This window comes from Staphylococcus auricularis, from assembly GCF_051172115.1.
Classification (GTDB): domain Bacteria; phylum Bacillota; class Bacilli; order Staphylococcales; family Staphylococcaceae; genus Staphylococcus; species Staphylococcus auricularis_A.
In genome coordinates this window covers 124,176-137,212 of the sequence record NZ_JBPIZN010000004.1, presented here as the reverse complement: position 1 = coordinate 137,212, position 13,037 = coordinate 124,176, and the positions used below count along the sequence as shown (strand labels likewise).

At 39.4% G+C, this 13,037-nt stretch carries 10 protein-coding genes; 2 read left to right on the top strand and 8 right to left on the bottom strand.

Annotation, left to right across the window (positions count from 1 at the left end):
• The first annotated feature begins 16 nt into the window (after positions 1-16).
• Complete coding sequence (locus ACSBRB_RS08470) at positions 17-1,207, top strand: NADH-dependent flavin oxidoreductase (protein ID WP_435032405.1); 1,191 nt, start codon at positions 17-19, stop codon at positions 1,205-1,207.
• A gap of 102 nt (positions 1,208-1,309) precedes the next feature.
• Here ACSBRB_RS08470 and ACSBRB_RS08465 read toward each other — a convergent pair whose 3' ends face one another.
• From ACSBRB_RS08465 to ACSBRB_RS08450, 4 genes are all read right to left on the bottom strand, one after another.
• A complete protein-coding gene (locus ACSBRB_RS08465) occupies positions 1,310-1,630 on the bottom strand; it encodes a nuclease A inhibitor family protein (RefSeq protein WP_059107834.1) in 321 nt (106 codons plus the stop codon).
• A 169-nt stretch (positions 1,631-1,799) separates the two neighbouring features.
• Positions 1,800-2,339, bottom strand: a complete 540-nt coding sequence (locus ACSBRB_RS08460; protein WP_059107833.1) for a TetR/AcrR family transcriptional regulator — start codon at positions 2,337-2,339, stop codon at positions 1,800-1,802.
• A 355-nt stretch (positions 2,340-2,694) separates the two neighbouring features.
• Complete coding sequence (locus ACSBRB_RS08455) at positions 2,695-3,630, bottom strand: glycine betaine ABC transporter substrate-binding protein (RefSeq protein ID WP_435032404.1); 936 nt, start codon at positions 3,628-3,630, stop codon at positions 2,695-2,697.
• A gap of 17 nt (positions 3,631-3,647) precedes the next feature.
• Positions 3,648-6,215, bottom strand: coding sequence for an MMPL family transporter (locus ACSBRB_RS08450; RefSeq protein ID WP_435032403.1), 2,568 nt, complete (start codon positions 6,213-6,215; stop codon positions 3,648-3,650).
• 405 nt (positions 6,216-6,620) lie between these two features.
• On the opposite strand from ACSBRB_RS08450, the gene ACSBRB_RS08445 reads away from it, so the two are divergent.
• Positions 6,621-7,694 (top strand): YkvI family membrane protein, encoded by a 1,074-nt coding sequence (locus tag ACSBRB_RS08445; protein WP_435032402.1) that lies wholly within the window; start codon positions 6,621-6,623, stop codon positions 7,692-7,694.
• A gap of 51 nt (positions 7,695-7,745) precedes the next feature.
• Here the strand turns inward: ACSBRB_RS08445 and ACSBRB_RS08440 are convergent, their stop codons facing one another.
• The 4 genes from ACSBRB_RS08440 to ACSBRB_RS08425 all read right to left on the bottom strand — a co-directional run bounded on the left by ACSBRB_RS08440 (position 7,746) and on the right by ACSBRB_RS08425 (position 12,929).
• Positions 7,746-9,452 carry an ABC-ATPase domain-containing protein gene (locus tag ACSBRB_RS08440; RefSeq protein ID WP_435032401.1) on the bottom strand — a complete coding sequence of 569 codons (1,707 nt, stop codon included), beginning with the start codon at positions 9,450-9,452 and terminating at the stop codon, positions 7,746-7,748.
• A 137-nt stretch (positions 9,453-9,589) separates the two neighbouring features.
• Entirely contained in the window at positions 9,590-10,468 is an 879-nt protein-coding gene (locus ACSBRB_RS08435) for a CobW family GTP-binding protein (RefSeq protein ID WP_435032400.1), read from the bottom strand.
• A gap of 17 nt (positions 10,469-10,485) precedes the next feature.
• Positions 10,486-11,826: a nucleoside recognition domain-containing protein gene (locus tag ACSBRB_RS08430; protein WP_059107827.1), complete on the bottom strand. Its 1,341-nt coding sequence runs from the start codon at positions 11,824-11,826 to the stop codon at positions 10,486-10,488.
• Positions 11,820-12,929: an NAD(P)/FAD-dependent oxidoreductase gene (locus ACSBRB_RS08425; RefSeq protein WP_150888398.1), complete on the bottom strand. Its 1,110-nt coding sequence runs from the start codon at positions 12,927-12,929 to the stop codon at positions 11,820-11,822. The genes ACSBRB_RS08430 and ACSBRB_RS08425 overlap by 7 nt, the downstream gene beginning before the upstream one ends.
• Between the last annotated feature and the right edge of the window lie 108 nt (positions 12,930-13,037).

The window sequence follows — 13,037 nt, the reverse complement described above, 5'->3', positions numbered from 1 at the left end:
TTAAAGGGGTAATTCCATGGCACAATATGAAGCACTACTTAAACCAATCACACTTCCAAATGGGCGACAGTTATCAAATCGGTTCGTACTCTCACCGATGACGCCCAACGCCGCAACAGCTGATGGATACGTAACCCAAGAAGAACTCGACTATGCCTCACGACGTGCTAACACTGCAGCGCTTCAAATCACTGGGGGGGCTTACATCGAACCCTACGGCCAATTATTTGAATATGGTATCAGTGCAATGGATGCATCTTATCTACCAGGTTTGACCCAACTCGCAAAAGCGATGAAACGAGATGGCAATACAGCCATCCTTCAACTTGCACACCCTGGTCGCTTTTCCACTCAATCCATTTACAAATATGAAACGGTGTACGGACCGAGTGAGATGACGTTACATTCACCTATCCCGCACAAAGTACGCAGTATGTCTGAAGAAGATATTAAACAAGTGATTGAGCGCTTTAAAAATGCGACTGCACTTGCGATTGATGCCGGATTTGATGGCGTCGAAATTTCAGCTGCACAACGCTTACTCATCCAAACGTTCTTCTCAACATTTTCAAATCAACGTACGGACAAATATGGTTCTGATAGCCTGGAAAATCGCGCAAGATTTAGCTTAGAAGTGCTAGAGGGTGTTCAAGACGTTATTCATGACAAAGCGCCTGGAGATTTTATCCTAGGTTTTAGAGCGACGCCAGAAGAAGCACGTGGCAGTCAAATCGGTTATTCCATCGAAGAATTCAATCAGTGGATCGATTGGATTATGGAACGCGTGAATATCCAATATTTAGCAATCGCTAGTTGGGGACGGAATATTTATAAAAAAACAGTGCGCTCTTCTGGTAAACATCAAGGCCGTTATCTCAACGACGTAGTCTATGAACATTTAAATGGACGTATCCCATTAATCGCCAGTGGTGGTATTAACACACCGGATAAGGCTTTAGAAGCGCTCCAATACTCAGATATGGTTGGAATGTCTTCTCCATTTGTCACAGAGCCAGATTTTGTACAGAAATTAATAGAAGACCGCCCACAAGATATCGATTTACACGTAAAACCCGAAGAATTACAAGATTTAGCCATCCCGCATGCTGCCTTCAAAGACATCGTACAGATGATGGACTATGGTGAAGGCTTGTCTAAAGATACGAGAGACGAACTGCGCAAACTAGAAAATAACTACGATGACTAATAAGTAGTAAATATGATTGAAAGCATTAAAAAAGGCGAAGACATCTCAGGTCATTTTAGTACCTGCTGTCTTCTCCCTTTTTGATTGGCTTGAGTTATGTTGTTACATAAATTGAGAGCCGACTCTAAAGATGACGATTAGTGCAATAGCAATTCCTAAAATAATCGTCACGATTTTAAAACGTTTGCTCTCAGCTTTTTCTTCTTCTTTAATTTCTTTTTCTTCTTTTAAATACTGTAAGAGCTCTGCTTCAATTTCTTCATCTGTCGGATTTTCATTGTCATTAGATGTTTCCGCATGTTTCGCTGCCACACGTTGTTCCGCTTTTTCAATGACTTCTGATTCATAGTCAGATTTAGATGGTTGTTCTTGGTTATTTTCGTCATTTACTTCGTTCGTTTGTTTATTGTTTTCTTTCTCCATTAGAAGTACCTCACTTTAAACTTGTACGATTTCATTTTATTCTTTTCTATTACATTATAACAAAATAATTGTTGTTTCCAGCAACTTATATTTTGAATCTTAATCGAATAGGCTTCAATGTGTTTAAAACCATACGGTCTGTCGCTTTAGCAGACGACACAAACCTCATCTATTTTCGCTCGATTTGATCCAGTGTCTGAAGCACTTCGTCCAACGTATAATCATATTGGTTGTTGAGCCATTGTCGCATCACTTCAATAATGCCGCTTCCAAAGAAGTCACTCGCCATTTTTGGATAAATGGATTGACGGATTTGGCGCGAAATAAAGTTATCATGTTCGTAAGCGCCTTGATAAATGAGTCGGCTCGCTACACGGGTCAGTTCTTGATAAAATTCATTTTGCTTAGACGATACAATCAGATGCTTAAATAACGTCTGATTTTTATTGACGAGTTTAACTAAGGATTTGAGCATGGCCGCTTCATCTGGGCCTTGCATTTCGTTTGTAATGTCTTCCCCGAGTTCCTCAGCCAAATGGTAAAGTAAATCATATTTATCTTCAAAATATCGATAAAATGTACTCCGATTGATTTCTGCAGCACCACATATCTGTTGAACAGTGATGGAGTCAAAATGATAATCTTGTAATAAATCAAAGGTTGTACGGATAATGTGTTGCACTGTTCGTTTTTGAGTTGGTGTTTCCATCGTTTAACCCCCTTCATAATGGTGCTATGTATGATCAATGTGCCAAAAACGTGCGTGGATGAATTAGCCGTTGGGTTATTCATTTTCACGGCGATCATGTTTCATCGCTTGAGACGACACAAAGCATTTCATGATCTATTTTATATGGTCATTTCTTGGCTGTATGCACTTTTCCCTCATACTCTTGTATAAAACTAAAAACTTTATTTGGATTGATGTCAACTTATATCTATCTTAGTGAATCAGATGAAATCTCAACAACTTCCTCCATCGATTCAATTTGAAAGTGGCTCATCATTTTCCCTACATAAAAAAACGCCTCACTAAAGTGTTAGTGAGGCGAGTCTATCCTTATTTATGATTCGATATCTTTCAACCATTCGTCTACTTTATGATCATGATCATCTACATAATCTTTTGCGACTTGTTCAGGATTTTTACGATCGACAAATATTTTTTTCGCTAAATCTTTTTCATCACTTTGACTCCAGTCATCTGCCATTCTAGTTGTAATAGTATAGGCAGCTGGATGTCTGTCTTTAAAGTTTTGATTAAATACGAGATCGATATGTTGGTTTGTATCACCGTATATTTTGTCAGGATCTTTCAACATTTTATAGTCAGTTTCTTCATGTAACCAATGCGGTTTCATCGCTGTGAATAAGATTGGTTTTTGTTGTTGATGTGCTTGTTGAATGGCTTTAAATTGGTCCTGATCAGAACTACTATTCAATTTGTAATCTTTAAGATCATCTTCGCCAATTGTATTTTTCGTTTCTTTCATGACGCCATTACGTTTATCTGTACCTTCAATTTCATGATTGACCGCTTTTCCAAAGTCATTGTCCTCTTTTAGGTCTGCGATAGAATCTATGTCACTTACATATTTAGGGACAGCGAGTCCAACTTGTACATTTTCAATCAAGTGATGTTGATCATATAAAGTAAGGTCATCTTTAAACTGATTGTAGTACGCTTTATCCGTTGAAGGGAAAATGCCTGATGCGTGGAATGCATTTTCATCTTCTGAAACGGACGCATACATGGGTCCACTCGCAGACACAGGGGTCGTCGTTACATCGTAGCCTGCTTTTTTCAACACCTCAGCCATTATGAGTGAGCGTGCGGCTGAATTATCGGTCGCAATATAGGGAATGTCTATTTCTTTTTCGCCGATTGATGTACCTTCTGTTTGTGCTGAACTGTCATCTTGACTACAAGCACTCAACACGAGCGCTAAAGCTAACGTCATGATTAACCCAAAGGCTTTTAAATTCAGGTGCTTAAACATTCAGTATTTCCTCCTTATTAAGATTTTCGGTTTAACTCATCAAAGAGTTCATTACGCAATGTTTGGAGCTTACGCACATATTGTTCGTAAATTTCTGGTTGGTGTTGACGGGCATATAACATTAACGCATTGAATAAGATATCATCGTCTTCTGTTTCAGCTGCTAGCGCTTGGTAAAGTTTAGATGATTGTGCTTGCTGATCCACTTCTGATGCTCCTCGTGAACGATGTGTTTGTTCCATTGATGCTTGAGGTACGTCGTTCGTTGATTGTGTATACGCTGCTTCGTAGTCAATATTTTCCGGGTGGTCCGTGGATGCTTGTCGTACCTCATGAGTTTGATCTGTTGCGTGAGATTCCGCATCGACTTGGCTTTCGCTATGGTCAGAAATTGAGGTACGTTCTTGAGCTGTAATATCTGCATCGCCCTCTGTGGCATAAACGGGTTCTAACGCTTTCCCTTCGACATCAATTTTCGGTAGCACACGTTGTAACCATTTAGGCAAGTACCATGACGCATGGCCAAACAATTTAGTCAATGCTGGGATTAACGTCATACGTACGATAAAGGCATCAAAGAGTACCCCAAATGAGAGAGAGACCCCGATAGATTTGATCGTTTGGTCTTCTTGGAAAACGAATGCGAAGAACACACTGAACATAATTAGTGCTGCTGCAACGATAACCGGTCCACTTTCTTGGATACCCACGCGGATCGCATGGTCATTATCACCTGTCTTACCATATTCTTCGTGCACACGTGTCATTAAGAACAACTCGTAATCGATAGCGAGACCGAAGAGCAGTCCAATCGTGACGACCGGTAAGAATGCGAGGACTGGTGCCGTTTGATCAATACCAAACAAGCCAGCCATAAAGCCATCTTGCATGACTAATGTCGTAAAGCCGAGTGTCGCACCGAGTGTTAAGACAAATCCGAGTACGGCTTTTAATGAAACTAATAGAGAGCGGAAGACAAACATTAATAGAATGAATGCTAAACCTACGATGACACCCGCAAAGACAGGAATCGCATTGTTAAGTTTTTGAGACATATCAATGTTGATGACACTTTGTCCTGAAATTTCAGTACTGAAATCATATTTTTCTTTTGCTTGGCTCGCAAAATCACGTAAGTCTTTTGTTAATTCACTTGTAGATTCTGCATTAGGTCCTTCTTCAGGAATGATCGCCATCAACGCATAATGATTGTCGCCATTCAATTGTGCTTCAGTCACGGAATCCACATGATCGATATCACTGATATCATCTCTCATATTATTTAAATCACGTTTAATTTGATCTTCACTGCCACCGTCTTTGGTATTGACTAACATGACAATTTGACCGTTATAACCTTCACCAAAGTTATCTGAAACAAGTTCGTACGCTTTATGTTGTGAAGAATTTTCAGGTTGAATACTGTCGTCCGGCATACCTAAACGCATGTGACTCATTGGAAGTAAGGCTACGATCAGAATGATTAAACTTAAGATCGTCGCTATCCAAGGTTTACCGACAATGAAGTTTGCCCATGGGTTACCTTTATCAGTTGCGGGATCTTTCGCTTTTCCTTTTAATTTAATTCGTTTATGGAAAATGCTAATCAATGCTGGTAACAGTGTCAGTGCAGCAAGTACTGCAAAGAGGACACTGAGTGCTGAAGCAAAGCCCATCGTTGTAAGGAAATCGATACCGACTAGAGAAAGACCACATACAGCCATCATGACCGTGACCCCTGCGAAGATGACAGCACTACCTGCTGTACCTACTGCAAGCCCAATCGCTTCCATCGGTTCTGTACCTTTTTTCGCAAACTCTTTATAACGGAAGAGAATAAAGAGTGAATAGTCGATACCAACTGCGAGCCCGATCATGACTGCAAGGGTTAATGTCGTATTTGGAATGTCTGCAACAAACGTCAGTAATGAAATAATACCGACACTTGAACCGAGTCCAATTAATGCACTGATGATTGGCATACCCGCTGCAATTAATGAACCAAAGGTAATTAATAAGATAACAAACGCAACGATAATACCTACGAGCTCTGAATTACCGCCAATGTCAGAACTTACCACTGCTTGGTCGGTTTGTTCAATTTGAATGTTATGATCTGCTTTCACATCATCCAATTCATTATTGATGATTTTCTTAGATGAATCCTGCATCGCAGTTTGACTCACCACATAGTGAATATCTGCGATTGCTGTATTTTCTTCGTCGTTCACTTGTCCAGTTTCATAAGGATTAGAAATATTTTGGACGTAATCATCATTTTGTCTGATTTGGTCCAATGCCTCTTCTATATCCTTTTTCGTATCCTTATCAGTGATGCCTTTTTCTTTATCTGAGTGGAAGACAAGCCGCATCGTTGCCTTTTCACTATCCTGATGGAATTCTTTACTGATTTTTTCATTCGTGTCGAGCGATTTTAGCCCGTTCATTGTGAGGTCATTATCAAATTTAGGTGTATGTAATATCAACGGCGTGATAATGACACCGAGGACGACGAGCCATACAATGACACTTAACCATTTATTCTTAGCAATAAACCGTCCTAATTTATACAATAGTTTTGCCAAGTCAGTCCCTCCTATTTTGAAATTGATGTTGTTTTTATAAATTTAGCGCTTTTAAAACACGAGGCTTACATGTGTTTCAAAATTACAACACCTAATCTAACAGCATTCAAAGCACGTTAACACCATTAATTTAAATGATATGTTGTAAAGTGCGACACATAGAAGAAAATGTTGTATTTTTAATGAATGTGTTTTTTGAGGACAGTAGAAATTAATCGACAAATCACCTTGTCGTGTTCATTAGTTAAAAACAATTTTTTACAATTTAATTAAAGCGTAGCACAAAATATTTGTGTAATAGGTGATTTAACTTGCAAATTGATTATTTATGAAAAAATAAGTTTTCTCAATGTGTTAAGCATATTATTATTCCATTATTATTTTAAGAAAGGGGCTTATATAATAATGAGTAAAGATAATAAAGCAGCTTTCCGTATTGTACTTGCGTATCTCAGTTTTATCGTAGGGGCAGGCTTTACGACTGGCCAAGAACTACTACAGTTCTTCGTTAATTACGGGAACTATGCTTACCTAGGTGCCATCCTTACAGCCATTATTGTCATGTTTGGTACCCGGCAAATTTCTAAATTAGGTTATCGTTTAGATGCAGATACATATGAAATTTCACTTCACCATATTTTCGGTAAAGTGTTTGGAACAATCATCGACTACTTAGTCATCTTCTTCTTATTTGGTTTAACCGTCATGATGGTAGCTGGCGGAGGATCCGCATTAAACCAAGGCTTTGATGTACCAATCTGGATTAGCTCTCTCGCAATCATTATCCTATTATTTATCGTTTTACAATTGAATTTCGACCGGATCATTACATTATTAGGATTTGTGACTCCATTTTTAGTCATCGCAGTGCTTATCATTGCAGGCTACAACATTCTTAATCCAACGATTCACTTTGATGAAGTGGCACAGCACATTCAACCTTCGAAAGCTTCAGGACCGTATTGGTGGTGGGAAGCGATTATTTACGGCGGTGTGATTATTGGTAATAGTTTCAGCTTCTTAACGATTATCGGTAATGACGCGATCAGTCACAAAACCGCTAGACGTGGCGCATTTTACGGTGGACTTGCTTTCAGTCTATTACTCCTCATCATGATTGGTGGATTATTAGCTAACATTCAAAATGCGAACAGTGTCGATATTCCAACACTACTCTTAGCTAACGATATTCATCCATGGTTAGGTATACTCATGTCAGCCGTTATGGTCGGTGTTATCTTTAATAGCTGTATCGGTATGTTATATCCATTCCTTACACGCTTTACAAAACCAAGATCTACGAAATATAAACTGTTACTCGTCGTATCACTCATACTTGCATTTGTATTAAGCTTTGTTGGTTTCGTTGATTTAGTGAATTATGTCTTTACCCTATTTGGTTATATCGGTTTAATTATTACTTTAGCGTTACTTATTAGATGGATTTATAACAAATTCACAGATAAAAAACTCATGTAACATAAAAAGGCGTTTTATTTCCCGGGGAATAAAACGCCTTTGTTATACTCATTATGATTTGACTTTCAGTTGACGATATCGATTGAGTGTACCGATAAATTCTTGTTTTCGAGGTAGTGCTAAATTACCTGGATGGCCTAAATGCGGTACAACAGCACTTAAACCATGTGTTTCAATATAGTGATACAACTCGTCAACCGCTTCAGACATTGGTTGTTGTTGGTTCATCATTTCATGATGGAAGTAACTTAACATAGCTGCAATCGCACGCACTTGACTCGAATCGACAAGCTGTTCTAAACCACTGATATCAATCGGATCTTTGCCATAAATAATTTGATGTAGCCCTTTCGCTTTAAAACGGTGTGCCTTTCCTTTGTGATTAAACGTCGAAGGCAATGCTACACGTTGTGGTAAATCTCCAAAGTGAGCTTCGTGTGTTTGTTGTTGACTCAATGCATCAGAAGCTGCAATGTCTTTAGCTTCTTCTGTCACATCTTTCAAATGATATTCATCCATCATCAACACTTGATCTGCCACTTCAAAGTAATCTCCTGAACCACCAACAATTAATATGGTAGAAACTTGATAATCCTCATATAAAGCTTTCACTTTATGAGAAAATGGTGTAATGGGCTCTTTTTCAGGCGCGATTAAACGCTGCATTCGACTGTCACGGATCATGAAGTTGGTCGCTGACGTATCTTCATCGATTAATAAGAGTTGCGCTTGTGCTTCTAATGCTTCCATCACATTAGCTGCTTGCGATGTACTGCCGCTCGCATTTTCAGTTGAAAATTGTGTCGTATCTTTATGCGCAGGCAGATTATCGATAAATGGTGATATGTTCACTTTTTCAATACTTCGTCCATCTTCGGCACGTATTTTCATCGCATCATGACGCATCCACACGAATTCACGTCCGTCATTCAGAATATGGTTATACACGCCGCGTTCCAATACTTCTAGCAAGGTAGATTTACCGTGATAGCCGCCACCAACAATCAACGTAATCCCTTCAGGAATGGCCATCCCCGTAACGGTTTGGCTGCTCGGTAATGTAAGTGTGACTTCAAAGCGAGCAGGACTCTCAAATGGTACCGCATCAGACATCGGATGATCAGAAACACCACTACGACGTGGTAACACCGCTCCATTTGCGACAAACGCAATCCAGTGATTTTTTTCTAATTGTTGTCTGATATATTGTTGATCCTTCATCAAGATCACTTGTTGTGCTAATGCATCCTGATCTAACTGTTGATAGATTAAGCCCTTCTTCACGACGGCAGGCAACATGTCTATCAGTGTTTTTACTGCAGGTTTCCCTAAAATTTTACGACCCGCAGCAGGCATACCGACCTCAAGACGTACTTCAATATGTGAGTCATCAAACACGACAGACGTCCGTGTTAACATCTCCTGACCACAGTGATCAATAAAGATTTGGCCTGCTTTTCGGTCATGACTGTTTTGATGATTGACATCATGTATGGCCTGTTCGACAGCACGGGTTAAGAAATCAGCAACTGCGATTCTTTTCGCTTTATCATCTAACAAGTGCTCTGGAAAACCCGCCACATCGCGATCGATAATGAGGCGCATTTTAGAAGGAGACGCAAAAGGATCTGCTTGAATATGATCCACTACAAGACGAAACTGCTCAAATTGGTACTGTCCTTTCAATCGTTTATAAGCCCCATATTTTTGGCCGTCCAACTGATGTAACATTTGTTTAAGATCTTGCGCTTGTTTCATAACATTTCCTCCGATTTCACTCTCTCTATATCTGTCATTTAATCTATACATATCTTAACGTAATGCGGATTGTGCTTCAAAATGAGCAATATCATAAAAAACGGATGAGCCACACCTCTAAGGCGGGCTCATCCGTGTTATTGATTAAAAAGGGGTAAATCGAGATCTGTACCAATCGCCACTAAATAAAGTGGCACTTCAGCAGATAGTTCAATCGGTGAAAGTTCGATTTCTCCTTGTGCGTATTGGACCAAATAGATATGCGGTTCATTTTGAAAGCGTACAAAACCTTTGATCCTAAAGATTGTCTTCGGCATGGATTCTAGTTGATGTATAAACTGATCTTTTTGGAGAGGATCAGGCAAGTCCACATATCGGTGTCCAATGCCTTCGTGATGTGTTCCATGATCCTTTGTAGCCACATAATCAGGCTGAAGCAACGCTTTAAGCGGAAGCTCTCCATAAGTGCCAACCCTAATATCCGCTGATTCATTAATCACTTCAAGATCACATAGGAGTTTCGCCGTGTGATCCATTTCCACAAGATCAATCTTATTCACAAAGAGTGTGGAACAATGATGAAGTTGTTCATAAAACAATCCTTGAATCTCTTTAGGATAGGATTGAATCGATTTGTACATCTTCGCATCCACAATGCCTAAAATGCTGCGAATCGTCGTAATGGGTGCAAGCACAGGTGTCAAACAGGCATCGACGACAGCAATCGGTTCAGCAACCCCGCTACATTCAATAAAAACGATATCAGGTTGGTGTGTTAAGTAGAGTTGGTGAAGTTGTTGTGAAACATCGACTTTCATCGCGCAGCAGATACAACCGTCCACGATTTCATCCATCGGGACATTCGCATCGAGTAGCTTGCCATCGACACTCATTTTACCGAATTCATTCATAATTACTGCAGGCTTCAAATTATTGTCCAATGCATCTTGTACTAAATAGTTTAATGTCGTCGTTTTGCCTCCACCTAAGAATCCACCGATAATAATAATTTGCATGTGATACCCCTATCTTTTTATTGGAATAATGTAAATGCGATCGTAAATGTACCAAGTAAGACAATACAACATAATGACGTAATCATTTGTCTAGCTGTAATTTTAAAGCCTTCTAACCAACCGAGCTGACGAATCATCATCGTAATCGTCACAGAACATGCAGTAAAGGTTGAACTAAAGAAGACAAGTAACAATAGTTGCCAAGCTGATAAACTTTGAATGAGTGCGCCTCCATCCATGTTAAATAACAACATCCCGTCTTTACGTATCATTGAAAATAAAATACCTGGAGACAATTGCGTTGGAATATCTAATAACATCAAGATCGGTGTGAAAATATTAGAAATGATGTTTAAAATCGGCGTAAGCGCTAAGAAACTGACTACGATACAAATACCGATAAAAATCGGCAACGCTTGCACAACAAACATTTTAATACTATCTATCATCTGCACCCATAACCGCTTCATGTAAGGCCAGTGGATATCATGGTTAGGCGGAAACTGATTCATCGATAAAGACGGTTTGCCTTTATACCATAATTTATTATGAATAATACCACCTACAAAGACCATGATGAGATATGGCATGAAGAGCCAAGGTTGATGCGCTGCACTGAACACAGATAATGTCGCACCAATTTGGTAACTACAAGAAGAACCGAAACTAATTAAACTCATGCATTCTGTCTTTGTACATGCCGAACATTGGTGACCTGCTTGAGTAATCGCTGCAGCATTACAACCAAATCCTTCTAACAATGGAACAATGTCTGAACCATTTAACCCAATAGCCCTCATCGTCGGTTCGATTGACCAGACAACGTAACCCTTGAGTCCTGACTGATCAATGACTGCGACTGATAAACTAATCATGATCACAACAGGTAACGCCCATACGAGAGAATACGTACCGAGGGATAAGACACCATAATCTCCGAATAAGAAATGTTGTAACCAATCTGGTTGGAATAGTGGAAGTTGAGATAGTGACTCAATCCAGCTTTCAACATAGTTTCCTTGGAACCAATCTGAAAAATGATACGCCACAAACACAGGAAATGCGAACATGAGAAGGATGATCAACCACCCCAGTAAAGTCGCAAATGGTGTCGGACGATACTGCTTACTCTCATCGACGAAGTGTTGTAACTTATCTGTGACGTAGGCGCTATTCTCTGGTGACGAAGCCACACTTTGTTGTAATGAAATATCGAGTTTATGACGTAGGATATATCGTTTAAGGAGTCCTTGTTGACTGTCTGTTAATTTTTTATAATGTTTGAGCTTCAATGAATGGGGTTCATTTGGAATCGTACTCACGTGACCATTTCGTAAATCAAAAACAACTTCTAGCATGAGCAGTCCACTTCACAGCAACTGTAATCATCTAAATACATTTGGTTACTGCGATACGTTTCGATTAAACTTTGGTCGACCGGTAAGTCTTCCCGACCCATTAAAATATTCGCTAATACAGCAAAACGTGCTCTAAATTTATAAATATAACAAAGAATCGCTTCGTCATGACGAACTGTTGCACCGATTAAAAATACGTTTGGATAACGTGTGGATTCATCGAGTTCTGTAAGTTTGACTTCTCCATCGCGCACTGTAAATAACTGTTGAACTAACGGGTTACGTGTCACATCAAAGCCAGTGGCTATAATCGGTTCTGTCTTCGTTTCTCTTACGTGACCATTATTAAATGCCACTCGATAAGTGTCTCCATCTTTAGTAATACTACGTGCGTGATAACCGACATTCATTTCAATATGTGCACCTTGTTGAACTGCTTCACGTAAGCGTTGATGTGTATAAGGTGATAAGCGGATACTTGGATCCGCATCATCGTGATCGAATCCAGTCGTCAATGTATAAATCGATACATTAGCACCTCGTTTTCCTAAATGAATCGCAGCATCGAACGCACTTTCATTGCCTCCGATAACGACAAAATCATCTCCAGCTAACGTGTTGAAATCTTCTACTTCACTATAGTGTTGTCCATATTCAAACGGTTGATTTGGGAATGCAAAATCCCCTGTCGCTACGAATATGTAATCTGCTGTATATGTTCCTCTATTTGTTTCTACTTCGTAAATACCATTATTTTGTGTGACGTTTGTTACTTTTGTATAAGTCGCTACATCTATTTCATAATGTTGTGCCACGACTTCTAAATATTCCGCATAGGTTTCCCCTGAGACATGTTCTTCGTTGAAGGTAAAAGCGGGCGATGTCTCTTTTGAAATTGCATTCATATCGGGCATCCCAAAGCCGTTGGTTGTGAATGATGGAGTAATCGTCTTCGTAGATTTAGGCCAATTTTTAAATGAGTGGCCAATCGTGTCGCCTTCGATCACAAGTACATCATCCATGTTGAAATCTTGTAATGTGACGGCCATACCAATCCCTGCTGCACCTGCTCCAATTATAATTACACGACGATGCTGGTTCATCGTGACACTCCCTTCATCTTTAAATCGTAATTGTTACGATTTATAATTATAAATCTTATCAGCCTACTTTTCAATGATTAATATTTATGAATTGGATATTTTTAAACT

Excerpts from the sequence above, each read along its gene's own strand:
- ACSBRB_RS08430 (WP_059107827.1), bottom strand. The coding sequence starts at position 11,826 with ATGCTAGAAGTTGTTTTTGATTTACGAAATGGTCACGTGAGTACGATT.
- ACSBRB_RS08425 (WP_150888398.1), bottom strand. The coding sequence starts at position 12,929 with ATGAACCAGCATCGTCGTGTAATTATAATTGGAGCAGGTGCAGCAGGG.
- ACSBRB_RS08435 (WP_435032400.1), bottom strand. The coding sequence starts at position 10,468 with ATGCAAATTATTATTATCGGTGGATTCTTAGGTGGAGGCAAAACGACG.
- ACSBRB_RS08445 (WP_435032402.1), top strand. The coding sequence starts at position 6,621 with ATGAGTAAAGATAATAAAGCAGCTTTCCGTATTGTACTTGCGTATCTC.
- ACSBRB_RS08460 (WP_059107833.1), bottom strand. The coding sequence starts at position 2,339 with ATGGAAACACCAACTCAAAAACGAACAGTGCAACACATTATCCGTACA.
- ACSBRB_RS08440 (WP_435032401.1), bottom strand. The coding sequence starts at position 9,452 with ATGAAACAAGCGCAAGATCTTAAACAAATGTTACATCAGTTGGACGGC.
- ACSBRB_RS08465 (WP_059107834.1), bottom strand. The coding sequence starts at position 1,630 with ATGGAGAAAGAAAACAATAAACAAACGAACGAAGTAAATGACGAAAAT.
- ACSBRB_RS08470 (WP_435032405.1), top strand. The coding sequence starts at position 17 with ATGGCACAATATGAAGCACTACTTAAACCAATCACACTTCCAAATGGG.
- ACSBRB_RS08455 (WP_435032404.1), bottom strand. The coding sequence starts at position 3,630 with ATGTTTAAGCACCTGAATTTAAAAGCCTTTGGGTTAATCATGACGTTA.